This is a genomic window from Massilia sp. TSP1-1-2 (assembly GCF_049896185.1).
Taxonomy (GTDB): domain Bacteria; phylum Pseudomonadota; class Gammaproteobacteria; order Burkholderiales; family Burkholderiaceae_D; genus Telluria_A.
Window position 1 is genome coordinate 1 of sequence record NZ_JAFCTU010000054.1, and the last position, 24237, is coordinate 24237.

The 24237-nt window shown below is 61.2% G+C and carries 16 protein-coding genes; 8 read left to right on the forward strand and 8 right to left on the reverse strand.

Features of this window, described 5'->3' with window-relative positions; all coding sequences use genetic code 11:
- The 4 genes from ACP7BV_RS25745 to ACP7BV_RS25760 all read right to left on the reverse strand — a co-directional run.
- The coding region (locus tag ACP7BV_RS25745; RefSeq protein ID WP_426107738.1) for a DUF4158 domain-containing protein at positions 1-2122 on the reverse strand (2122 nt) is incomplete at its 3' end.
- Positions 2119-2712, reverse strand: coding sequence for a recombinase family protein (locus ACP7BV_RS25750; RefSeq protein ID WP_426107751.1), 594 nt, complete (start codon positions 2710-2712; stop codon positions 2119-2121). The genes ACP7BV_RS25745 and ACP7BV_RS25750, both read right to left, overlap by 4 nt.
- Before the next feature lie 584 nt (positions 2713-3296).
- On the reverse strand, positions 3297-4541 hold the full coding sequence (locus ACP7BV_RS25755; protein ID WP_426107739.1) for an AMP-binding protein: 1245 nt from the start codon (positions 4539-4541) through the stop codon (positions 3297-3299).
- Positions 4542-4793: 252 nt separating this feature from the next.
- On the reverse strand, positions 4794-6359 hold the full coding sequence (locus ACP7BV_RS25760) for an HAL/PAL/TAL family ammonia-lyase (protein WP_426107740.1): 1566 nt from the start codon (positions 6357-6359) through the stop codon (positions 4794-4796).
- Positions 6360-6556: 197 nt separating this feature from the next.
- Between ACP7BV_RS25760 and ACP7BV_RS25765 the strand changes: the two genes are divergently transcribed.
- From ACP7BV_RS25765 to ACP7BV_RS25785, 5 genes are all read left to right on the forward strand, one after another.
- Positions 6557-6946 carry a phosphonate transporter gene (locus tag ACP7BV_RS25765; protein WP_426107741.1) on the forward strand — a complete coding sequence of 130 codons (390 nt, stop codon included), beginning with the start codon at positions 6557-6559 and terminating at the stop codon, positions 6944-6946.
- The gene (locus ACP7BV_RS25770; protein WP_426107742.1) at positions 6943-8310 is read left to right on the forward strand and encodes a sensor domain-containing diguanylate cyclase; all 1368 of its coding nucleotides are present in this window, start codon (positions 6943-6945) and stop codon (positions 8308-8310) included. The genes ACP7BV_RS25765 and ACP7BV_RS25770 overlap by 4 nt, the downstream gene beginning before the upstream one ends.
- Complete coding sequence (locus ACP7BV_RS25775) at positions 8300-10081, forward strand: putative bifunctional diguanylate cyclase/phosphodiesterase (RefSeq protein WP_426107743.1); 1782 nt, start codon at positions 8300-8302, stop codon at positions 10079-10081. Before ACP7BV_RS25770 ends, ACP7BV_RS25775 begins: the two co-directional genes overlap by 11 nt.
- Positions 10082-10588: 507 nt before the next feature.
- A complete protein-coding gene (locus ACP7BV_RS25780; RefSeq protein ID WP_426107744.1) occupies positions 10589-12091 on the forward strand; it encodes a diguanylate cyclase in 1503 nt (500 codons plus the stop codon).
- 165 nt (positions 12092-12256) lie between these two features.
- Positions 12257-13576, forward strand: a complete 1320-nt coding sequence (locus tag ACP7BV_RS25785; protein ID WP_426107745.1) for an aminopeptidase P N-terminal domain-containing protein — start codon at positions 12257-12259, stop codon at positions 13574-13576.
- Between the two features lie 27 nt (positions 13577-13603).
- Here ACP7BV_RS25785 and ACP7BV_RS25790 read toward each other — a convergent pair whose 3' ends face one another.
- Complete coding sequence (locus tag ACP7BV_RS25790) at positions 13604-14023, reverse strand: hypothetical protein (protein ID WP_426107746.1); 420 nt, start codon at positions 14021-14023, stop codon at positions 13604-13606.
- A 387-nt stretch (positions 14024-14410) separates the two neighbouring features.
- Here ACP7BV_RS25790 and ahpC point away from each other — a divergent pair, with 387 nt between their 5' ends.
- Both ahpC and ahpF read left to right on the forward strand, forming a co-directional pair.
- Entirely contained in the window at positions 14411-14974 is a 564-nt protein-coding gene (gene ahpC / locus ACP7BV_RS25795; RefSeq protein ID WP_426107747.1) for an alkyl hydroperoxide reductase subunit C, read from the forward strand.
- Between the two features lie 101 nt (positions 14975-15075).
- Complete coding sequence (ahpF, locus tag ACP7BV_RS25800) at positions 15076-16671, forward strand: alkyl hydroperoxide reductase subunit F (protein ID WP_426107748.1); 1596 nt, start codon at positions 15076-15078, stop codon at positions 16669-16671.
- 140 nt (positions 16672-16811) lie between these two features.
- Here the strand turns inward: ahpF and ACP7BV_RS25805 are convergent, their stop codons facing one another.
- A complete protein-coding gene (locus tag ACP7BV_RS25805) occupies positions 16812-17801 on the reverse strand; it encodes a TraB/GumN family protein (RefSeq protein WP_426107749.1) in 990 nt (329 codons plus the stop codon).
- A 406-nt stretch (positions 17802-18207) separates the two neighbouring features.
- Between ACP7BV_RS25805 and ACP7BV_RS25810 the strand changes: the two genes are divergently transcribed.
- Complete coding sequence (locus tag ACP7BV_RS25810; RefSeq protein ID WP_426107750.1) at positions 18208-20724, forward strand: TonB-dependent receptor plug domain-containing protein; 2517 nt, start codon at positions 18208-18210, stop codon at positions 20722-20724.
- A 644-nt stretch (positions 20725-21368) separates the two neighbouring features.
- On the opposite strand, the gene ACP7BV_RS25815 is transcribed toward ACP7BV_RS25810, so the two are convergent.
- Complete coding sequence (locus tag ACP7BV_RS25815) at positions 21369-22829, reverse strand: UdgX family uracil-DNA binding protein (protein ID WP_426107752.1); 1461 nt, start codon at positions 22827-22829, stop codon at positions 21369-21371.
- 20 nt (positions 22830-22849) lie between these two features.
- Complete coding sequence (locus ACP7BV_RS25820; RefSeq protein ID WP_426107753.1) at positions 22850-24085, reverse strand: putative DNA modification/repair radical SAM protein; 1236 nt, start codon at positions 24083-24085, stop codon at positions 22850-22852.
- Positions 24086-24237 lie beyond the last annotated feature (152 nt).

Below are 24237 nucleotides of genomic sequence, written 5' to 3' on the forward strand. Positions count from 1 at the left end.
GCGATGTTGCGCGGATTGTCGATGACGATGCGAGAAAAGCGATTCCACTGCTCGCCGGCAATGATGGTCTGTTTGTATGCGCGGCAATGGCGTTGCTGATGCGGTCGTTGGCGGCCTGGAGCGATGCCTGGCGCAGGTACTGCTGGTACGTCGTCTCCAGCACGTGGTACGGGATGTCGCTGGTACGCGCCATGACCTGATTGCCGTGGTTCATCGCCTGCGCGATGATGACCGCCATCAAACTGTCGGCATCGGCTACCTTCTTCGCATAGCGCGGCTGCAACGGCGTCAGCGCCGACAGGAACTGGCACTGTCCGTTGACGAAGCGGAACACGTCGGCAACATCGCAGTGCGGCAGTTGTTCGTAAAACCCCTTCTCGCGGACCTTCTGATTCTCCACCTTGGGCTTGCGCCAGATCAGCTTCTTCGTGTCCTTATCGTAGTCCAGGTGCGTCAGTTTTCCTTGTTTCAGTTCGGTGTTGAAGGCGAGCCATTGCGCGCGCAGCTCGGCCGTCAGTACGTCGAGCTGAGCTTTGATCGGTTGACGCAGGAAGGGGATGTCCATTTGCGCGAGCGCGTCAGCTCTCTCGTCCATCGAGACCAACTCGCCGGAGAAGTGGCGGTGTTGCAGGCTGTCGTCAAGATAGATTTCGCCTGACTGGAATCGCTTCCTGATCTGCCGATAGAGCCAGAATTCGTAGTGGTCAGCATGCAGTCCGGTCTGCTTGCCGTCGGCATCGAAGGTCAACAGGTATGGTCGCAATCGTTTCGGCAACGTGGCCGCCGGACATTCCGCCATCGGCCGTTGCGACAGGCGCTGCTGCTTGGCGAACACGCTCTTGGCCCATGCCAGCGCTGCGAGCCAAGGACTGTCGGGGACGGTGCTGGAAAAGTCGAGTGCGACGTATAGCGGTCGCAGATGTCGGCGGATGCGTTCGGCCAGATTGTCCACCGCCTGCCAGTGCAGGGCCAGTTTGCTCATCGGCTTCACGCTTAAGCGCTGACCGGTGATTTGTAGCGTGTCCTTCGGCATGATTTTGTACGCGCGCTGGCGCACGGTGCCGAACGACGTGGCGTCGTCTACCATGTCATCGACATAGATCAACAGCAGGCGACCAACCTGCGGCGTGCCCTGCTGACGACGCACGTGTTCCGCTAAGAAGGACTTCTGCGCGAGCGCGCTGCTCTCGTCCTCCAACTGCTTCATGTGATAGGCCATCGCATCGACCAGGTTGTCGGAGAGCTGCCGGTAACGTTGCCAGGCGTAGCACAGCAAGTAGAGATGGGTCTGATCCGCCTTGAGGTTGCGCAGGTCGTGGACGGTATAGAAGTTCGCCAGACTCGCGTAGTACAGCAGATTTTGTTGCGAAACGCCCAGCTTGGGCAGTAGAGCCTTGGCGATCCGGTGCAGTGGCTCCAGCACGGTGCGCTTCTCGCGCTCGCGGATCATCTGACGCCAGCCGAAGCTCTTGGCGTCCTGTTTGAGCGCCGCCAGTTGAGATAGAGTGTTATCACGTACCAGGAGCTGGGTCAACGCGGCTTTGGTCGGCTCGTCGATCACTTCGCCCAGCAGATCGGCAAGGCGCCGACGTTCGGTCGACAGTGCGTCGCTGATGAGATCCTGCAACGTGGTGTACGCCGGACGGACGATCTTGTGTTGGTTGAGCCAGACGATCAATTCGGTAGCGACGAATCCAGGAGTCACGTCGCACAGTGTGATTTGTGCGGCCTGTTTGGCAAGTTGCGGAATGAACTCACCAGACCATTGCCGGTAGCCAAACAGATCGACGATGAGCCTGCGTTGTGTGTAGAGCTCGTGGTCGGTGATCGTCTTGTGCTCGAATGCCTCTCCTTGGCAGTATCGGCTCAGGACAAAAGCAACATCATCTTCGACGTCAAGCCAGCCAAAGCGGAAGAACGTCTGCTTGGCCTTGACATAACCGATCTGCAAAATGCGGTAGACCTGTGCCGGAATGCTCGGCCGACTGGTGGCAAGCGCTAGTTCCGCTTCCGATAGCGCCAGAAAGCCCAACTGCTGGCCGTCGTCGAAGTCGGGTAGTCCATACAGCGCTTCGTGTTCGGCTTCGGAGAGGACGGTCAGTCGCTTGCTCTTGGCCGTCATTCCTGTGCTGCCTTCGTGGCGGCAGGCCAGCCGATCCTTGCTAACGTCTCGATCAGCGTAGTACGCTTGACCTCGAAGTTGCGGCATACCGCCGCCTTCGACATGTCGCCGTTCAGTGCTGTGAGAATGGCGTCCAACTTCTCGCCTGTGATCGCCAGCGGCCGCCCACCGCGACGGCCGCGGCGCTTGGCGGCGGCAAGTCCGGCTATGACGCGCTCGCGCGTCAGCGCGCGCTCGTACTGCGCGAGGGCGCCGAACACCTGGAACAGGAATTCGCCCGACGGCGTGGTGGTGTCCATGCTTTCCGTCAACGAGCGAAATCCCACACACCTTTCCTTGAGCCCGTTCACGATACCGAGCAGGTGCGGCAGTGAGCGGCCAAGCCGGTCAAGTTTCCACACCACTAACACGTCGCCGGTTTGGAGATATTCCAACGCTTTGGCTAGGCCTGGTCGGTCATCCCTGGCGCCGGAGGCATGATCCTGGAACAGGTGGCGCACATCGACGCCGGCTGCCAGCAGCGCGTCGCGCTGAAGGTCGGTGGACTGGCGGTCATTGTCAGTCGATACGCGCATGTAGCCGATAAGCATGTGCGGAAAACTAGTGGATTGAGATTTGCGTATGGCATACCATTGCGACACCATTTTCCGTACGTAATTTCGGGGGTGTTGGGGATCGCCGTGACGGTTTCGGCCGAACTGTCGCCAAACAACTGTGTTACGACAGGCGGCTGTCGGCCAGAAGCCGCCATTCAGGATCGCCTTCGTGAGTCGATTGGCCAGCATTGGCTAGCTACGTATAGTGATATCGAAATAGACCTCACCGTTGCTGGGGGTTTAAGATTTGCCGCATGAGATGTTACATCGAAGACTCGGCGATAATTGTTTTTGTGGAAACTCGCGCAGCGAGTCGACCAAAACAGAAATCGCGGGCTCCCTGAAGGACCAGTTCGGACAAGCGCGGCCGACATCCGTATCGGGTGTGGGTAGCAGCCATCCGGGTGCAGATCAGTGTCGGCCGCAACCAGCCGGCGGCGAATCTTGGCAATCCCGTCGATGGATGCTGTGACAGTGCAGAGTGAAGAGACGTCCCAAGCGATCTTAAAATTGCAGCAAACAGATGTTGTTTAGTAGGAGCATAACGATTTCGTTGAAATTGTACGCACCGCTTGCCGTCAGGTAGCGGCCTCGATGATCCAATCTGCTAATTTCCCATTGGCCTGCCTTGGCAATTGGCGTCCGAAAGAAAACGCCATTGGCCGGGAGGCACTATCAAGGTGCGCGCGACCCCAGGCCACAAGTTGCGCTTCGAGCTGCTCGCGATGGTGTTGCGGGTCCAGGGGCACGATAAATGCCTTAAGCCGGCTGCCCTCATCAGCACGCATCAGGCGAACAGAAACGTCCAGCACTGCAGGGTTTTCGCGCAACACGGCTGCAACCCGCGCCGGGAATACATTGATCCCACCTACCTGCACGGCCTGATCGATTCGGCCTGCGGGTCGAAAGCTGTGTTCATCGACCCACTCCAACTCATCCTGCATTGCGTAACGGGCACACGCGCCGTCCGGGAGCGTGCGCTCGAGCATCCCCGCGTTGCCATCGACCCGCCGCCAGTAGGGGAAACGCAGATACGGCGACGTCGCCGACGCGCGCCACCCCACACCGCCGGTCTCGGAACTGCCATACACCTGAACCAGTTTGTCCAAACCTGCCACTTCCAGCGCCCGCGCCAACTCATCCGGACAAGCGGCGCTCGACGTCACGCCGATCACCCCGCCTGCGATTGTTGGCTGCAGGCGAAGGAACGCGCGCCAGAATTCCGGATGCCCCACGACCAAGTCGCCGTCGCGCAATTCGCGTGCCAGGCGGGCCGGAGAGCTGCCTCGCAAATCGATCACTTCAAGGTCGCCCACACCGGGTGCCTGGGGTAACAGCACCGTAAAGAGGAATCCGTAGATATGATGACGGGGAACGGCGCTGAGGATGCGCCGACGGCCGGGCAGCAACGGCACCAGTTCGGCTACTTCTTGCCACAGCGTCGACGTGGGATGCGTGCAAGCTTTCGGCACGCCCGCGCTGCCCGACGTGCGGAACGTGAGTTCGCAAGAAAATTGGCGCAGGCTCTGGCGGGCAATCGCTACCCAGTCTTGAATTTCCAGTCGCCCCAACAAGTAGTCGTCAATTCCCGAACGGTGCAAATGCAGCGACTCGGAGAATGCGGTCGCGAGCGCGAGCAACTCCAGCGAATCGACAGCGAGATCGCGCCCAATGTGGAGCGACTCAGCCCAAGGCAATGGCGTGTCAATGCGGCTGCGCCGCATCATCGACAGCTCCCCGTCTATCAGGTCGCAAACGAAATGCAGCAGGTGCTGATCATGCTCCCACCAGGCGGGATTCACCGGCCGTTCAAGTGTCATCATGCTTTCGATTGATCAGTTGCGCTTCACAACGGTCCCGCACGAGGCTGCGCTGATGGCGCCCCTCAGGTGGGAGATAGCCGTTTTGCCGACGGCGCTGACTTCCAGTGTGTTCAAACTATTCTCCAAATTTACCACAGACGCAGCCTGCACTAGAGAGCAGACTGCGGCTCAACTATTGCCAATTTACTAGCGATGAACACCACGTCAGAATATCTTCATTCAAACTATTCGCTTATGACAAGTTTGACGCGCTTAGCCGTAGAGGCACCATGCCTTGTCGCGAATTCGCTTGAGCAGCAAGTGCAAGTCGGTATCGAGACGCCGGTCTTCCAGGATTGGCGCCACGTCGTTAGCGAGCGCGGCCATCATGGTTGCAAGCGGTGCCGACAGCATCAGCGCTGGATTCGACTCGCAGCGCAGTCGCACAGCTTGCTGAACGGCGACCAGCAAGGCTGCTCCCACCTGCTCGGTCAGCTCGATCACACGCAGGCAGTCGCGGGCCGCGATGGTGCCCATGCTGACCTTGTCCTGGTTGTGGCACTCGGTCGAGCGCGAGAAAGCCGACGCAGGCATGGTGAGCTTGAGCGCCTCTGCGGTCCAGGCCGAACAGCTGATCTGTAAAGCCTTTAGTCCATGATTGATCGCCCTGCGTTCACCCGTCGCGCCGGACAGGTTCGATGGCAGGCCGTTGTTGTAGCGCGTATCGACCAGCAGCGCGATCTGCCGGTCCATTAAATCGGCGAGGTTGGCGACGGTGTTTTTCAACGTATCCATTGCAAGGGCAATATGGCCGCCATAAAAATGACCGCCGTGCAGCACGCGCTCACCGTCTGCGTCGACGATGGGATTGTCGTTGGCGCTGTTGAGTTCATTCTCGATTAATTGGCGAAAGAACGGCAAGCTGTCCTCCAACACCCCGATAACGTGCGGCGCGCAGCGGATCGAATAGCGGTCTTGCAGGCGCGCGCCGTTGCGCTCACGCTCAGTAAACGGTAGGTCGCCCCGGATGCGCGCAGCTACCCGCTGCAAGCCCGGATGCGGTTTGACCGAAAACAGGATGTCATCAAAATGGTGGGCGTTGCCGTCGAGGGCGACCGACGCCATCGCTGTAATCCGCGTCACCAGTTGGCCCAGGTAATCGGCACTTCCGTAGGCGAGCACGGCAAGTCCGGTCATCACGGCAGTGCCGTTCATGATCGCCAGCGCTTCTTTTGGGCGCAGGCGCAGCGGTTCAATGCCGGCGTCGCGCAAAGCCTGAGCGGCGGTAACCGTTTCGCCATCGCGCCAGGCCTCTCGTTCGCCGCACAGCACCGCAGCGAGGTAGGATAAGGGCGTCAGGTCGCCGCTGGCCCCGACCGAACCTTCTGCGGGGATCAGCGGCAAGATCCCGGCGTCTAGCAGCCGGACAATCTGTTCGAGCAGCTCGACGGAGACACCGGAATAACCTTTGCACAGCGACGTCAGGCGCGTTGCCATGACCGCGCGGGTTTGCGCCGGAGTCAAGAACGCTCCCAGGCCGCAGCCGTGATAAGTGTATAGTTGGCGGGGCAATTCGGCCACCAGCGCCGTCGGCACGGGGACGTTGCATGAGTCGCCGTAGCCGGTCGTGACCCCATAAATTACGCCTTCCTCCTTCAGCAGGCGATCGAGAAATGCCGGGCCGCGCCGGATTGCGTCGCGAAAATCCGGGTCGGAGGAAAGAATGGCGCGGGCGCGGCCATCGGCGACGACGGCGATATCCTCGATTCTGAGGCGGTTTCGGTCAAAATAGACGGTGCGCCCAGTCAAGGCGGACGTCGTTGTGTGAGGCTTGAGCATGAGGTTAACATAACAGAGTGGCGTCGGCAGTGGGACTGTACAAAATTTATTCGTCGATCTGCACACTTGACATCGGCAAACATTGACCGGGCCGCTGAAGTATGGGAACATAATTTCCCAAGCAGCAACAAGATATTGTACAACGCTGTCAGGCATGTAGCGTTAGATGCTGGATCCGCCTTCCAGGAGTATTCTCAATGATAGACGTAATTCCCACATTTAATCAGTCCGACCTCGAGTCGCGTCTGGCCGCGCTCGATGCGCAAGGGCTCGACGCGCTCGATTTTGGCGTAATCGGTTTCGACAATGAGACCGTGGTTCGGCGCTACAATGAATTCGAGTCGAAAGCGGCCGGGCTGTCGCTCCATCGCGTGCTTGGGCAACTCTTGTTCACTGTCGTTGCTCCGTGCATGAATAACTTCCTCGTAGCGCAGCGCTTCGAAGACGCTCTCGAATCAGGTGCAGTGCTTGATGCGACGATCGACTATGTGCTCACTTGGCGCATGCGTCCCATTAAAGTTGCGCTGCGCCTGCTCGCGGCGCCAGGGGCTGCGACCCGCTACGTCCTGGTCAATCGTACATCGTGACTGATCGACCCTCGCCTGAAATCGGCGACGAACTTGAAGCGCTGATGCAGTTTCTGTATCTCGCGCCTGTCGGCCTGGTACAAACGGCGCTCGACGGTACAATCTGCATGATCAATCCAGTGTCAGCGCAGTTGCTGATGCCGCTCTCCCGAGACGGCAATCTGACCAATCTGTTTGCTGCCCTGGAAGGGGTGGCGCCCGCACTACGTCATTTGTGCGCCGATTTCCTCCCATCGCAAGGCATGGTCTGTGATGGTATGTACATTCCCCTCAGCGCCGACAGGGGCAGTAAGTCAACAAGCAAGGTTCTTTCGCTGAGCGTTGTCAAGCTTGACGATACACGGTTAATGGCGGTACTGAGCGACGTCACTGTGCAGGTACGGCGCGAACGCGAACTCAAACACACCGATGCCTGGCTTAACGCCATCCTCACCAACATCACCGATTACGCCATGTTCCGCCTCGACGGCCTTGGCCGGATCGCGGTGTGGAACGAAAGTATCGGGAGAATGATGGGATACGCGCCCGAGGCGCTGGTCGGCCAGCCTTACTCCATTTTCTCCCCCCCTGAGGCAACCACGCCGGAACATCTGTTGGACCAATTGCGTGAAGCGGACGAGAATGGCTGGAGCCTGAACGAAGGCTTCCGCCTGCGCGCCGATGGCAGCCAATTCTGGGGCAGCGCCATGATCTCGCCTTTGCCGGATCAGGGGCCATCACCGGGCGACGACGGCGAACGCGAGGGGCTCGCCCCCGCCTACTGCTTGATCATCCGCGACATTAGCGATAAGCGGGACGCGAACGAGCGGCAGCGCAAGGCGACCTATTGCGACTACCTGACCGGTCTTGCGAACCGTCGTGCGTTCTTTGAAGCGGCTGAACTGGAGCTTGAGCGCAGGAAGCTGTCGACGCGGCCTACCGCGATGATCCTGTTCGACGCCGATCATTTTAAGGCGGTCAACGACCGTTTCGGCCACCCGACCGGCGATGCCGTTCTGTGCCACCTGGCAGCGGCTTTGAGCGCGACATTCAGGGAGGTCGATGTTGTTGCGCGCGTGGGCGGCGAGGAGTTCGCGGTATTGCTGCCGTCGACCGATCTTGCCGGCGCAGCGGCGGTGGCTAACCGCCTGCGCACGCTCGTGGAAACGACAGCAGTCATGGTCGACGGCGAGCCGATCCGCTACACGGTGAGTGCAGGGGTGGCGGCAATGGATGACAGCTTGACCGGGCTGGACGGCTTGATGAGGCGGGCCGACCAGGCGCTGTACGCTGCCAAGGCACGCGGACGCAATCGGGTCGATTGCTGGACGCCCGATTGCCCCACGTATAAGGATCATCTCAGCGGGGGCATCAGTGCAGCCTGATACAGTCGATGCGTACGAGTCGCTGATCCAGTTCCTGTATTGGGCTCCCATCGGACTGGTGCAGATCAACGCTGATGGGGCCATCGAGCTACTCAACCCGATGTCCGCCAGCTTGCTGATGCCGCTGGCCAAAGATGGCGGGCTGGAGAACCTGTTTCACGTGCTGGCGACAGTCTCACCACAACTATCCTCGATGGCAGCCGACTTCGCCGCGCCTAGCGGCGTCGTCTGCGAATCGTTGCGCATCGACCTGAGCGCCGCCGGCGGCACCGACGCGGGACCGCAGTTTCTGTCGATCAGCCTGTTGAAGCTCGATGCTAACCGGCTCATGGCGGTGCTGGGGGATGCCACGTCCGAAATGCAAAGGGAACAAGCGACTTTGACGCGGCGCCTGAACGGCGCAGCGCGTATGGATGGCTTAACGAAGATGCCGAACCGCCGGGCTGTTCAGGAACAGGTCGAGCTCATGCTGGCGCGCTCAGTTGCATCCGTGCACGGCGATTTTGCCGTGCTGTTCATCAATGTCGACCGCTTCAAGCAGATCAACGACACGATGGGCAATGCGGCAGGCGATCAAGTGCTCACTAGCATGGCCGAACGCCTGCAAGCGGCCTTGCGGCCATCCTCGAACCGCATCGGGCTCGTTGGCGGACCGAGCCAAATGGCGGCGCGCATTGGCGGCGACGAATTCGTGGTCGTACTCGCCGGCATGCGTCGGGCCGAAGACGTGGAAGCTATCGCGCTGCGCCTGGTGGAAGCGCTCGGCAAGCCCTTCCGGATCTCCGGCCATGAACTCAGTTGCAGCGTCAGCATCGGCGTCATTCTGGGCGCCGAGGCTGCCGGCGACGCCGATTCAGTCTTGCGCGATGCGAGCATCGCTATGGCGGAAGCCAAACGGGAAGGTGGCCGACGTTACGTCCTGTTCGAGACGTCAATGCGCGAGCGAGCCGCCCGCCGTGGAGATATTGAAGGCGACTTGCGCCGGGCACTGAACGAGGGCGAGCTGTTCGTCCTGTATCAACCGGTTGTCGGGTTCCTCGAAGGGGGCGGCATCGACCATTCAGCTGGCGTCGAAGCGCTGGTACGCTGGCAGCACCCGACACGTGGTGTCGTCCCTCCGCTAGAATTTATCGAAGTGGCGGAGGAGTGTGGTCTGATCGGTGCGCTGGGCGATTACGTTCTGTCGAAAGCTTGCCGCGATTTCGTTCAGTGGCAAGAGGAACTGGGTGACGGCGCCCCGCGCCTGTTGGCGGTGAACTTGTCCCGCGCTCAGCTCGCGCAACCGGGATGGACCGATATTGTCATCGAAATTCTGCGTTCCAGTGGCATGCATGCTCAACATCTGCAGCTGGAAGTCACCGAAACCCTGGCGGCGCAAGATCGGCAGGTGCAGCAACGTCTGCACGAGTTGAAGGCGCTGGGCATCAAGCTGGCGCTCGATGATTTCGGCACTGGTTACTCCTCGTTAGCGAGCTTACATCTGCTGCCCGTCGACACGGTGAAAATCGACCGCTCATTCGTCTGCCAGGGCGACACCAGCGATCATCACCGGGTACTCATAGAGGCGACGGTCAAGGTGGCGCGCAGCCTTGGCATGGACACGGTTGCAGAGGGCATCGAAACGTCAGCGCAAGCCGGCGTGGTGCGTGATCTCAGATGCGACAAGGGCCAGGGATATTTATTCAGCAGGCCGTTGGCGGCTAGTGCGCTGCCCCATTGGCTGGCCGCACAGTCGACTATCCAAGTGACGTTGGTGCCGCCGCCTGATTGACCGAGGCGGCCGAAATTCGTTGACCCAGGCGAATTCGCGCAAGCTCAGGCGCAATGCGGCTGCCGTCGGCGGCGCCAGATGCAGACACGGTCGGCGCGACGGGTCAATTTGGCGTCGGCGTCAACAACTGAGTTTAGACAGCAATTGGAAGACTCAAAAAATACTGTTCGTTAACCCAGTGTTGCACTTAGAACTTGAAACCGCCCTGCTATGACCGGTTTGGGGCGTAAGCAGCCGATCATCCGGCTCGGAAGACCCTTCAAAGTAGCGCCGTAGGCTTAGCGTGCAATTTTTCCGTTTCCCCTCTTCACGCCTGGACACGCCACTTTGCCGTGGAATACGCACTCTTGGCCGGTTTGGATTTGGGGTGACAAAATTTCCGGGGGTTCCGGCTTAGCCCCCCCCCTTTTGGCTTACACCTGATCCTCCCATGACAACTAAGCGCTCAAGCACATCCGCCCCACGCTGCCCCCGGCACCAGCAGCGTGCGCGGCGGCGCGGTGCGGCATGACGCCGGGCCCCGGTCACCCGCACGCGGACACCGCCGACAGCAAGCGCGACGCATGGAGCCGGTTCCAGTCGTCGGCCCTGCTGCGCAACGTCAGCGCATCTCCGCTCTTGCGTCACGGCGCCATGCTGGCGCTGTGGGTGCTGGTCTGGCAACTCGCCCGGTTGGTCGAATACACCGAACACGCCAGCGTCTGGTTCCCGGTCGCCGGGCTGACCTTCGCGCTCCTGCTGCTGGGCGGCATGCGCGCCGTCCCGGCACTGGTGGGCGGCTGCGTTCTGGTGACGCTCTGGATAGCAGCCGACTATGGCATCGCCCTCGGCAAGCTCGAACTGGTCTGCGCAGGCCTGGCGTTCGCCGCCGCCCATATCGGCTCCTACGCCATCGGTGCTTGCTGCCTGCGGGCAGTTGCCGCCCGCAGCCATGGCTCGCTGCCCGAGCTGGTGGTCGGTTTCCTGCTGATCGCCGCGTTCAGTTCGCTGCTGGCGACGGCGACCGGCCTGTGGGCGCTGGTCGCCACGAAGATGATGCCGCTGGCCGATGTAAGCGCCACCTGGCTGCCATACTGGATCGGCGACATGGCCGGCGTGATCGTGCTGGCCCCGCTCTTCACTTCCTTGCTCAGCTCGCTGCGGCCAGGCGGCATGGCGCGCCTGGCGGCGTCGATCAGCCTTGAGCACCAGGCGGCCACGCCCCGCTTCAAGTACAAGCTGCTGCTTACGCTTGCGCTGCTGGCCGGGTCCATGTGGCTGGCGCACGCAACGCGTTCGCCCAACAGCGCCTTTGCCATCTTTTTCCTGGTGATTCCCTACATGTGGATCGCATGCACCGAATCGGCGTTCTACAACTTGCTGGGCGTGGCGCTGGGCAGCTTCATCATCGCGCTGCTGGTGCATGTGCTCGCCCTGAAGGAATTCGTGATGGTCTATCAGTTCGCCATTAACGTCATCGCGGCCAATACCTTGTTCGGCCTGGCGCTGCCGTCGCTTATCGCCGACAACATCAAGCTGCGCCGGTTGGCCGATACCGACTCGCTGACCCAGGCCGCCTCGCGCGACTGCCTTGAACAGCGCGCCTTGCTCGATATCATCCGCTGCCGCCAGCAACACTTGCCGCTGGCGCTGATCGTGTTCGACATCGACCATTTCAAGTCCATCAACGACCGCTACGGGCACGCCGTCGGCGACAAGGCGCTCAAACATGTGTGCCTGATGGCGCAGCAGGCGCTGCGCCCGGCCGACATGCTGGGCCGCTTCGGCGGCGACGAATTCGTCGCCCTAATGCCAGGCAATGACCGTGCGGCAGCAATCGCCATTGCCGAGCGCATCCGCGTGCATGTGAACGAAAGCGAGCTGGAAGGCGTGCATCCGATCACCGCCAGCTTCGGCATTGCCGACTTGCACGAGGGCGATACCTACGAAAGTCTGTTTGCTCGCGCCGACCAGGCGCTCTACAAGGCCAAACAAGAGGGCCGTAACCGCGCCGCATGGCTTGCCGCCTGACACATTGCATCACGATACAGTCTGGCGGCAAAAACACTAAAAATGTATCACATCGACGCGTTCGCGCAGCACGGCTGTGCTTCACGGCTTTGCCTGGGCCGCTCGTGTAAAGATTGGCAAGGCCGCAGCGATTTGCTACTCTTTCTTTTTCAAAAGAAAGTTCCCATGCGCATAGTACGTACACTGGCCTTGTCCGCCACGCTCGCCTTGCACCTTGGCGCCGCCGGCGCGGCGCCAGCGGTCGCGGCCGATCCCGCGCTGCCGGTCCTGGTGGAACCGGGGCAAACGCAAAGTCCGTCGGTGTACGCGGCGCGCCGCGCGGCGTTGATGCAAGCGATGGGCGACGGTGTGGCCGTGATCTACGCCGAAGGCCAGGACGACAGCGCAGGCCATCGGCAATCGCCCGATTTCCTGTACCTGACGGGGGTCGAAGAAAAAGGCGCGGTCCTGGTGCTGGCACCCAAAGAGCGTACCTACCGCGAGTTCCTGTACCTGCCCAGCCGCGACCCGGAAGCGGAGCGCGTGAGCGGCATGCGCGATCCGATCGACACTGCGCTGCGCGCCAAATACGGCTTTGAAAAAATCCATCGCAGCGGCGCGCTGCTTGGCGGCCTGATCGACATGGCGAGCCGCTCGCCCACGCTGTGGCAAGTCACGCGGCCAGGCGCGGCGACCGAACCAAAAGACCTGGAACTGTATGGCAAGGTGCAAAAGCGCGTGCCGGGCGTGGCCGTCAAGTCCCTGCTCTGGACGCTGGCGTCGATGCGCGCGCGCCATGACGACGCTGAACTGGCCATCATGCAGCGCAGTATCCGCATCACCGAAGAAGGCTTTCGCGCCGCGTGGCAAGCAGTGCGCCCCGGCGCGTCCGAAGGCGAAGTGCGCGCCGAAGCCGAGCGCGTGTGGCGCATGCGCGGCAGCCGCCGCGCCGCTTACGACAGCATCGTCGGCTCCGGCCCCAACGGGGCCATCCTGCACTACGCGCGCAGCGAACGCGTGATGCGGGACGGCGAACTGGTGCTGATGGACATGGGCGCCGAATACGCGCACTACGCCACCGACATCACGCGCACGGTGCCGGTCAACGGGCGCTTTTCGGCCGAGCAGCGCAAGCTGTACGACATCGTGCTGCGCGCGCAGCAGGCGGCGCTCGCGCTGGCCAGGCCGGGCGCCACCTACGAAGACCTGGACAAGGCGGCGCGCAAGGTCATCGACGAGGCCGGTTACGGCGACTACTTCATCCACGGCCTGGGCCACTTCGTGGGCCTTGATGTCCACGACGCGGGCGCCTACCACAAGGCGCTCGAGGCGGGCATGGTCGTGACGATCGAACCTGGCATCTACATTCCGGAAAAAGCGCTGGGGATTCGGATCGAAGATGAAGTGCTGATCACGCCAAACGGTGCGCGCTACCTGAGCAATGGGCTGCCGCGTACCGCCGACGAGATTGAACGCGCGATGGCGGCGCGCGCATCAAGGAAGTAGCGCGCCGCGACTACGGCGCTCCTGCGTTTAACGCACGCTCAGCCGCACGACTTGGTCGCCGCCGCCGGTGCCGGCCACCGAACGCGGCACGACCATCAACAGCTCGCCATTCATGCCGCCGTAGTCATCCGGATTGAGCGTGATGCGCAGCTTTCTGTCGAGCGCGACGAACTCGTTTTGCGAGGCGGCGACCAGTTTCTTGGCAAGCTGATTGCCGATCCGCGCATACATGCGCGACCCCGACCTGCGCAGGTGCATCACGTCACCATTGGACAAGTCGTAGGTGCCTTCATACGTCATCAAGTCCTCCACGTGCATCGGATAGGCATGCGACGGGATGCTGATTTGCGACCCCCTCACCTCCACCGACGACCCGCTCTGATCCTGCGCCTTTGGCGCCAGTGCCAGGCCACCCAGTACTACGAAGAGCAACACACGTTTCATCATAACCTCCTTGACAGCTTCGATTTGCGCGACGGTAAGGCAGTGCCTCCTCAGTGCGATCGCGCTTCGCTCGCACCCTTTAAATATAGTCGCTGCTCACCGCAATTGAAGGCATTTCGAATGCATATGCGCTAATCGTTTATCCCGTTTTTTGTTCTGTATTTTTCAGGCATCCGGTCAGGCGCGTGCACCGTATCGCCTTTCGCTTTTTGCCTGATATTTTTTGACCTGTCGCGCCGTACCACCCGCAGCAGCCCAGCAATAGCATTTTCAATCGGACCGATTAATACAAGCAATGAAGCGCAGCCCCATCTTGAGGTATGATCTTTTCAATGAGTTCTTCTCATTCGATAGTATTTATTAACCGCAACCCCGCCCATGAGGATTCCTATGTCACTGATTAACTCCCACATTCCTACGTTCAAAACGCAAGCTTTTCACAACGGTAAATTCGTCGAAGTCTCCAACGAAACCCTGCAAGGCAAGTGGTCGGTTATCATTTTCATGCCTGCCGCGTTCACCTTCAACTGCCCAACGGAAGTCGAAGACGCTGCAGACAACTATGCCGAGTTCCAAAGGGTTGGCGCCGAGGTGTACATCGTTACCACCGACACCCACTTCTCGCACAAAGTCTGGCACGAGACTTCGCCAGCCGTCGGCAAGGCCCGCTTCCCACTGGTGGGCGATCCGACCCACACGCTCAGCCGCGGCTTTGGCGTGCACATCGACGAAGCAGGTCTGGCATTGCGCGGCACCTTCATCGTCAACCCGGAAGGCGTGATCAAGACGCTGGAAATCCATGACAACGCCATCGCGCGCGACGTCAAGGAAACCTTGCGCAAGCTGAAAGCTGCCCAGTTCGTTGCTGCACACCCGAACGAAGTGTGCCCGGCAAAATGGAATGAAGGCGACAAGACCCTGACCCCATCGCTGGACCTGGTCGGCAAGATCTAACACCTTGCTGCAGAAGGGCGTGTGCTGACCGCCCTTCTGCACCCGAGTCCCCTTGCACGGGCTCACTCAGTTTCATTGAAAATATTTTTTACGGATACGCCATGCTCGACGCCACTTTAAAAACGCAGTTGGAAGCCTACTTGCAGAATCTGCGCACGCCCATCACGCTCATTGCCTCGATGGATGATAGTGTCAAGAGCGCGGAGCTGCGTGCTCTGTTGGCCGACATTGCGAGCCTGTCCGACAAAATTAGCGTGGAAGAGTCAGGCACTGACCGTCGTACGCCGTCGTTCGTCATCGCCAAGCAAGGCGAAACGCGGGGCGTGCGCTTTGCTGCCATCCCGCTGGGGCACGAATTTACCTCGCTGGTGCTGGCCCTGCTGTGGACCGGGGGCCATCCGCCAAAAGTGGAGGCGGAAGTACTCGACCAAATCAAGTCGCTAGAAGGCGGCAACTTCGAAGTGTACATGTCGCTTTCCTGCCATAACTGCCCCGACGTTGTGCAGGCCGCCACCCTGATGGCAATCTATAACCCGAATATTCATACCGTGGTCATCGACGGCGGGATGTATCAGGCAGAAGTTGAATCGCGCCAGGTGATGGCGGTGCCGATGGTGTTCAAGGACGACGCCCTGTTCGCAGCCGGCCACATGACGCTGGAAGAAATTGTCGGCAAGCTGGACGTCAACTCGGGCGAGCGGGAAGCCACCAAGCTCAATCAAAAAGCGCCGTTCGATGTGCTCATTGTTGGCGGCGGTCCGGCTGGCGCCGCAGCTGCCGTATATGCAGCGCGCAAGGGCATTCGTGTCGGCGTCGCGGCCGAGCGCTTCGGCGGCCAGACCAACGACACCATGGCCATTGAAAACTACATTTCCGTACTGGAGACGGACGGGCCGAAATTTGCCCTTGCGCTCGAAGCCCAGGTGCGCCATTACGACGTCGACATCATGAACCTGCAGCGCGCCGAACGTATCGTGCCTGCGGCCACGCCGGGCGGCCTGGTCGCCGTGCACATGGAAAATGGCGGCGTGCTGCATGCGCGCAGCGTGATTATCTCTACCGGCGCAAGGTGGCGCAATGTGAACGTGCCGGGCGAAGCGCAATACAAGAACAAGGGCGTGGCCTATTGCCCGCACTGCGACGGCCCCTTGTTCAAGGGAAAACGCGTGGCCGTGATCGGCGGCGGCAACTCCGGCATCGAAGCGGCCATCGACCTGGCAGGCTTGGTGCAGCATGTGACGGTGATCGAATTTTCCGACACGCTCAAGGCAGATGCAGTACTGGTGAGCAGGCTGAAAAGCCTGCACAACGTCACCATCCACGTCAACGCGCAGACCACGGAAATCACGGGCGACGGGCAAAAAGTCAATGGCATCAGCTATACCGACCGGATGAGCGAGGCGAAGCACCATGTGGAGCTCGAAGGCGTGTTCGTGCAGATTGGCCTGGTCCCGAATACCGAATTTTTAAGAGGGACGCTGGAGCTGAGCAAATTTGGAGAGATCGTCGTCGATGCCAAATGCCACACCAGCCTGCCCGGGGTGTTCGCGGCCGGCGACGTGACGACGGTGCCTTACAAGCAGATCGTCATTGCCGCGGGAGAAGGCTCCAAGGCTGCCTTGAGCGCCTTTGACTATTTGATCCGCCAGCCCGTGGCCGCGCCCGTGGATGCGCTCGAAGTAGCACTGGCGACCTGATTGGACGGTTCGGCGGGCGCTTCGCGTGCACGCCGTGCCGTCGTCATCCCGTGGGCGGCGCGCCCGTTCGGGGACGCCTCATCAAGTCCGCAAGCTACCCGCACTTAATCAGGTACTTAGTCAGGTACTTAGTCAGGTACTTAGTCAGGCGCCTGCACAGCATAGCCTTTCGCCTGCAGGTCCGCCATCAAGCCGTCGGTCTTGAGAAGAGTGTCGAGCTTGAGCATGGCGAAGGTGGTGCTGTTGTTGGCCAACGCGTTGTCCGCCGCTTCCAGCCACAGCTTGCGCATGCGCCGCTGCGTGCCTTGCAGCCCCAGCCCGTCCCAGACGGCGGCGCTGCTTTCCATCGCGCTTTTGCAGGCGGCATCGCGGTCGGCAAAGTCGAGCGTGCGCATCAAGCCCAGATCGCCCTTGGCCCAGGCGTTGGCGCGCATGCGCATGGCGTCGATATCGGTCTCCAGGGTTTCGATGGTTTTCGCAAAACAAGCGGCATCATCGATTGATCCGGTCTTGAAATCCTTGAGCGTTTTTGCAGGGTCGGCCAACTCCAGCACGACGTTCGAATACATGACCTTGAGCTTGTTTTTCTTGACCAGCGCCCCGACCGCTTTGGCCACGTCGTCGTTATTCGACAAGCCGGCGTGCCGCAGGCCGGCGCTATACAGGGTCTGGGCGGCGAAGATCGGGCGTTCGCTCTCGGCCTCGTCGCCGACGCCGTACTTGGCCTTGAGCACCAGCCAGCGCGCGTACACGTCGGCCGGCACCGTGTCGCGCAGCATCGCCCCGCCCGGGTTTTTGCGCATGCCCACCACGTGCGGCAGCAGCTGCAGTCCCTTCCACAAGCCCACGTGGGTTCCGGCGGTCGGCGGCGCCAGATATTGCTGCGACTGGGCCACGATGGCCTCAACTTGCTGCGAGCGCCACTGCATCTGCACCGGCAAGGGCGCATAGGCGGCGAACACCCACAGTACATGGTCGCCCTTGGAAATTTTCCACAAGCCAGGACCGGGACGCTGGCCCACCACCAGCACCTTGTCGGGCGCCGCCACAACCGCCTGGGCCGCTTGTGTTAGCGCGCAGGCCGGCGCCGACAACAGCGCGCCCAACGCGATACAGCCGATTCGCCACATGCCAATCTCCTGGTTTTCGATAGGCGCACATGATACGGCGCTGTTTGCCCGCCACCCTCATTTTTCGGATATGCATGCGCGCAAAACGGCGACGGCCACGGTTGCAGGCGCCGTTGTCAGGACGTTTTACCCGTCCAATGTTGTATTTATGCACTGCTTGCATTCGGGTTAAGGAATGAATAGACATCTTTTCTATCTGTCTATACATTGTTAGCGGCAAGTTAAGCCGCAGGGCGATCCGCCTTCTCGACGGGTTCGCTCGCCGTTGCCGGTGGAGGATGGTGACAACAATAAAAAAAGCGCTGCGGACTGTTTGCCGCAGCGACTTTGGCATCCGAACACGGATGCAGGGACACGACTACGTGGTTTAATTTTTCTGAAAACGCATTGCCTAAGGAAGAACTTCATGACAAAAGCAACAGCAATCCACATTGCAGTACTCATGCTCTGCAGCGGTATGGCCGCAGCGCAAGACAGCAATGCGCCGGCGGCGGCAACGCCTGCAGCAAGCCCGGCCGAAGAGATCCAGAAGGTCACCATCGTCTCCACCGGTAGCCGCGGTTCGCAGCGCACCGTGGTGGATGCCCCGGTCCCGGTCGACATTCTGTCGGCCAAGGAACTGACCCGGTCCGGCCAGAACTCGCTGGACAAAGCCATGGGGTTTCGGGTGCCATCGTTTAACACGGTGCAAACGCCGGTCAACGATGCCACCTCGCTGCTCGATCCTTACGAAATTCGCAACATGGGTCCTAGCCGCGCGCTGATCCTGATCAACGGCAAGCGCAAGAACGCCAGCTCGCTGGTCTACACGCAAACCTCGCCAGGACGCGGCGAAACCGGTTCCGACATTTCGGCCATCCCGGCCGACGCCATCAAGCGCATCGAAGTGCTGCGCGACGGCGCATCGGCCCAGTACGGTTCCGATGCCATCGCCGGCGTCGTCAACGTCATCTTGAAAGACAGCCCGAGCGAAGGTTCCCTGACCGCGCGCGTCGGCCAGACCAGCGAAGGCGACGGCAAGACCCGCAGTGTCAGCCTGAACCATGGCGTGAGCCTGCTGGACGGTCGCGGCTTCGTCAACTACACCATCGATATCTCGAAGGTGGGCCTGTCGAACCGTTCCACCCCGCTGAGCGCAGCGGGCGAGGCGGACACGTTCGGAGTGCCGCTGGCCGAAGTGAACGCCTTCCTGAGCAAGTACCCGGACGGACGCAACATCAATGGCTCGCCTGAAACGAAGGCCAAGAAATTTCTGGTCAACACCGGCCTGAACATCGATGACAAGACCAAGGTCTACGCCAACTTCGCGTACATCGACAAGGACGTGTTCAGCTATGCCAACTTCCGCACGCCATACTGGAAAGATACCGACTTCGGCAGGCTGACCCCGTCCGGACAGGCATACGCCGGTTACGGGCCGACCTTCAACGGTTCCCTGCGCGACTACAACGGCACCGTCGGCATCAAGTCAGACCTGAACGGCTGGATGACCGATTTCAGCTGGACCACGGGCGGCAACGAGCAGAAGTACCTGGTCGAGCACACCATCAACCGTTCGCTGGGCGCGCTTTCGCCAACCAGCTTTGACGCGGGCGGCTCCGTGTTCAAGCACAATGTGTTCAACGGCGACACGTCCAAGCAGATTTCGGACACCGTCAGCGTGTACGCAGGTACCGAACTGCGCTGGGAAGAATATGAACTCAAGGCTGGCGACAGGGCGTCGTACACCGGCCTGGGCGCCGATTCCTACGCCGGCAATGATCCGGAATTTTCGAAGCGGCATACCCGCCAGAACTACGGCGCGTATGTCGGCAGCACCTTCGACATCACCCCGCGCTTTTTGGTCGACGCGATTGGCCGCTACGAGAACTACAGCGACTTCGGCAACGCCTTCGTCTGGAAGCTGAGCAGCCGCTTCAAGCTCAACGACAAGGTCACGCTGCGCGGTTCGCTCTCGACCGGCTTCCGTGCGCCGTCGCTGCATCAGCTCTACACCGAGAAGGCGCAGTACTCCTTCGTCGGCGGCAAGATCGAAGTGTCGCGCATCTTCAACAACGATTCCCCGGTCACGCGCGGGTTCGACATCGGCTCGCTGCAGCCGGAAAAATCGAAAAGCCTGACGCTCGGTATCGGTGTTCAGCCTGACAGCAACACCAGCATGACACTCGATTACTACAATATCGGCTTGTCGGACCGTATCGTGCTGAGCAAGGAAATCAAGGGTACCCCTGCGATCAACGCCAAGCTGGCGCCGTACAATGCGGTGGCGGGCAACTTCTTCCTGAACGCGCTCGACACCCGTACTTCGGGTCTGGACGTTGTGTACAGCCGCAAGAACTTGAACCTGGCGTCGGGCAAGCTGGCCGTCAACCTGTCGGGCAACTACACGTTCAAGAACGAGCGCGATGGTGCGATTCACAATACGAAGTTCATCGCTGCCCAGAACAAGTCCGTGTTTGACGAGACCCAGGAAGCGCTGATGTTCACGTCGCGTCCGAAGTTCAAGGTCATCGCCGGCCTCGATTTGGACTACAACAAGGTCAACTTCTCGCTGAACAACACCGTGTTCGGGCCAACGCGCTTTCACCAGGCCGACCTGAGCACGCTGGACATCGACACCAAGTTCAAGACCAAGACCGTGACGGACTTTGCCGTGAACTACAAGCTGACCGACCGCATGACGCTGACGTTCAACGTCAACAACCTGTTCGACGTCACGCCTGAGTGGGAATTCAAGGCCAACAACGCCGCCGGCGCCGCTTCGCTGGCGAACAACACCAAGGATGCGTCCGGTCGTACGTTTGCCCAGCGTGAGTCCGATGCGATCACGTTCAGCCAGCGTTATGCGATGGTGACCTATGATGGCTCGCATTTCAGCCAGCTGGGCCGCATTTATAATCTGGCGCTGAACTATCGTTTCTAAGCACGCGCTAGCTGTTGCAAAAAACCAGCCTGCGGGCTGGTTTTTTTTCGTGGGTCGCGAGGGTGTTGCACTAGTGTCCTAAGTTGTAAGTTCGTTGAATAAATATCCCGAGAATCGCCGCGATACTGCGTCAAAAATGCTCGCAAGGCCTCGGCCTTGCTCCGCTTTTGTTCCTTGTCTCTCGGCGATCTCGGAACATTTATAAGCAACGAACTTTCAACTCAGGACACAAGGTTTGCGAGGCCGCGTGCGATCCCAGTCGCGCTCTAGAGCCGCGCCCGCTCCAGCGAAAAAGGGTAAGGCCGGCACTGCGCCAAGTGTTTCGACAGCGCTTGCCGGCACCTTGCTGGACTGAACGCCCCACGAACTGTAGGGCGGAAAAGGGCAAGGCCCGCATTCCGCCACGCGTCTCGACGGCGCTTGTCGAAAAAGGGGGCCGCCCAGGCGCCTTCGGCCTTTTCCGACGCGGTGGCCCACGCTTTTGCAACTGCCTCGCGCCCGAGGACGATGTAAGGCGGCTCGGCTGGTCGGCAATTTCATATCCGCGCTGCGCTTTGTACACAGCGCGCCGCATTAAGCCAGCACCGCGCCAGCACCGCGCACGCGTGCGCCATTTCGCGCGCGGCGCACAATGATGCCGCCCGCTATATCGCCTGCGCCACCAGCCGCTTCGCTTCGCGCAAGCCCTCCACCATCGCATTAAATGCTTGCGCCTTCAGGTCCGCCCCCGGCACCCGCAACACGTATGAGGGATGGTAAATGACAACAATCCACCGCCCCTGGTGCAGGAACGGCTTGCCCATCACATCCTTGAGCGCGGCATGCGGATTGCCCGTCACCGCCTTCAAGGCCGTGCTGCCGAGCGCGACCACCACCTGTGGCTTGACGTGCGCCAGTTCGCTGTCGAGCCAGTAACTGCACGCCTCGATCTCGCGCTGCGCCGGCGTCTTGTGCATGCGGCGCTTGCCGCGCAGCTCCCACTTGAAATGCTTGACGGCGTTGGTCAGGTACACCTCGCGCCGCTCCACCTGTGCCTGCGCCAGCGCGCGGTCCAGCAACTGCCCTGCCGGCCCCACGAATGGCTGCCCCGCCAGGTCTTCCTGGTCGCCCGGCTGCTCGCCCACCAGCATGAGGCGCGCCGCCACCGGCCCCACCCCCGGTACCGCCTGGGTGGCGTCTTTCCACAGCTCGCAGCGGCGGCAGCCGTCAAGCGTGCTGGGTACGTCGCGCTGCGGCTGGGCCTTGCTGGCGGCGATGGGAATGACAGTGCCGCCGCGCTCGCCCACGCTGCGCGTTTGCCCCACCTTGCGCGCTCCGGCCGCCGCCTGCGACACCATCTCGGGCACGACGCTGCCCTCGGGCAGGTTTTTCCAGAAACGCGACGGTATGTGGCCGTGCATCAGGTCGGCATTCAGGCGCGCGGGGTTGAAAATGCTGCGGTAGTAGGTGAGCCACAGCGCTTCGCCCGCGTCGTCGATGTCTTCAGGCCCCCGCATCAAGGGGCCGGTGCTGTGCAGCGTGGCGCCGTCCCACATGACCGACGCTTCGGGTGTGGCGATCATCCAGGTGATGCGCCCCATGCGGGCGGCGAAGTGGCGCGCCACTTGCGGCAACACGTCGTGCGACGGCTCGAACCAGGCCACGAAACGCGGCGCGCCCGCTTCCTCGCGCCGCTCCCGGAAGCGGATGTAGGCATGCATGTCGTGCTCTTCGCGGTGGACGGCCTTGACCATGGCGTGCAGTTTTGCGCCATCCTGGTCGGCCGCCGACATGACTTCCTTTTCGCCCTGCTGCCAGCGCCACAGCACCAGGTACAGGAACGACCAGCGGTTGGGCACGCGGCAGCAGGCCGCCGTTTGCAGCATGTCCATGAGTTTGCGCGAAATGCGCACCGTGGGACTGCCCTGCTTGGCTGCGGGCGCCGCCTCTGGTTCGGCCGGCTGCGAAAACAGGTCGCCGTCATCCTTGTGCGATATCCATTGCACCAGGTGGGGCGCCACCTGGTGGGCCAGCAGGTCGCGCGCGGCCAGGCGCCATTCGTCAAAGGAATGGACCAGCACCGGGCGCCCCGCTGCGGCGGCGGCCGCCGCGCTCGCCGGACGCATGCCGCCGCTCGTACCGCCGCTCAGGCTGCCTGGAGTTCCGTCCATAAGTCCAGCTGCTTCGGTGAATGCTCGGCCATGGAACGGCGCAGCACCTCGGAGGCAATGGTGCCGCCACCTGCTGGCCGGTAATCGGCCGTGACGATGAAAGGCGCTATTTTTTTCATGCTGCACCTGAGGCGCGTGAGGTCGGCGTAACGGATGCGGCGCAGGCGGCGCAGTTCCACCAGCCGCTTGGCGTTGCGCAGGCCGATGCCCGGTACGCGCGCGATCATGGTTTCGTCGGCCATGTTCAGGTCGAGCGGAAAATGCTCGCGGTGCGCCAGCGCCCAGGCCAGCTTGGGGTCGATGTCAAGCGCCAGGTTGCCCGCCGCCGGCAGCAGTTCGCCCGCCTTGAACCCGTATCCGCGCATAAGAAAATCAGCCTGGTACAGCCGGTGCTCGCGCTGCATGGGCGGCGGCGCCAGCGGCACCGTGCCGGGGCTTTGGGGAATGGGGCTGAAGGCCGAATAGTACACGCGCTTGAGCTTGTAGCTGCCGTACAGCGTTTGCGCCGTGGTGAGGATGGTCTGGTCGTCGCTGGCGTCGGCGCCGACGATCATTTGCGTGCTCTGCCCGGCCGGTGCGAACTTGGGCGAGCCGGGCTCCGCGGCTTTTTCATCGAGCTTGCGGCGGATATTGCCCATGGCAAGCTTGATGGTATGCACGCTTTTTTCAGGTGCCAGGCGCGTGATGCTGCCTTCGGTGGGCAACTCGATGTTGACGCTGAGGCGGTCGGCATACTTGCCGGCGGCGGCAATGAGCAGCGGATCGGCGTCGGGGATGGTCTTGAGGTGAATGTAGCCGCGGAAATTGTGCACTTCGCGCAGTTCGCGCGCGATGGCCACCAGTTGCTCCATGGTGTAGTCGGCCGACTGGATGATGCCCGAACTGAGAAACAGCCCGTCGATGTAATTACGCAGGTAAAAGTCGATCGTCAGCTTGACGACTTCATCCACGGCAAAGCGGGCGCGCGGCACGTTGGAGGTGCGCCGGTTGACACAATACTGGCAGTCATACACGCAGAAATTCGTGAGCAAAATCTTGAGCAGCGACACGCAGCGCCCGTCCGGCGTATAGCTGTGGCAAATGCCCATGCCGTTGGTGGCGCCGATGCCGTCCTTGCCTTCCGAGCTGCGCCTCGGCGCGCCGCTGCTGGCGCACGAAGCGTCGTACTTGGCTGCATCAGCCAGAATTTCAAGCTTGTCCATCAGTTCCATGTTGCGCCCGCCTATGGTGAGATGCACTGTATGCGCATACAGCATATTACACCATCGGTGGGCGCCGCGCAGACTCCTAGCCTGGATGTTTCATAAACTGCCACTGCGTCTCCCGCTGGCCGACGCGGGGCCTCATCGGCAGCGATTGCAAT

Coding starts and splice junctions, on each gene's coding strand:
- ahpC (WP_426107747.1), top strand. CDS start 14,411: ATGTCACTGATTAACTCCCACATTCCTACGTTCAAAACGCAAGCTTTT.
- ACP7BV_RS25815 (WP_426107752.1), bottom strand. CDS start 22,829: ATGCGTCCGGCGAGCGCGGCGGCCGCCGCCGCAGCGGGGCGCCCGGTG.
- ACP7BV_RS25750 (WP_426107751.1), bottom strand. CDS start 2,712: ATGCTTATCGGCTACATGCGCGTATCGACTGACAATGACCGCCAGTCC.
- ACP7BV_RS25780 (WP_426107744.1), top strand. CDS start 10,589: ATGACGCCGGGCCCCGGTCACCCGCACGCGGACACCGCCGACAGCAAG.
- ACP7BV_RS25810 (WP_426107750.1), top strand. CDS start 18,208: ATGACAAAAGCAACAGCAATCCACATTGCAGTACTCATGCTCTGCAGC.
- ACP7BV_RS25755 (WP_426107739.1), bottom strand. CDS start 4,541: ATGATGACACTTGAACGGCCGGTGAATCCCGCCTGGTGGGAGCATGAT.
- ACP7BV_RS25790 (WP_426107746.1), bottom strand. CDS start 14,023: ATGATGAAACGTGTGTTGCTCTTCGTAGTACTGGGTGGCCTGGCACTG.
- ACP7BV_RS25765 (WP_426107741.1), top strand. CDS start 6,557: ATGATAGACGTAATTCCCACATTTAATCAGTCCGACCTCGAGTCGCGT.
- ahpF (WP_426107748.1), top strand. CDS start 15,076: ATGCTCGACGCCACTTTAAAAACGCAGTTGGAAGCCTACTTGCAGAAT.
- ACP7BV_RS25760 (WP_426107740.1), bottom strand. CDS start 6,359: ATGCTCAAGCCTCACACAACGACGTCCGCCTTGACTGGGCGCACCGTC.
- ACP7BV_RS25805 (WP_426107749.1), bottom strand. CDS start 17,801: ATGTGGCGAATCGGCTGTATCGCGTTGGGCGCGCTGTTGTCGGCGCCG.
- ACP7BV_RS25820 (WP_426107753.1), bottom strand. CDS start 24,085: ATGGAACTGATGGACAAGCTTGAAATTCTGGCTGATGCAGCCAAGTAC.
- ACP7BV_RS25785 (WP_426107745.1), top strand. CDS start 12,257: ATGCGCATAGTACGTACACTGGCCTTGTCCGCCACGCTCGCCTTGCAC.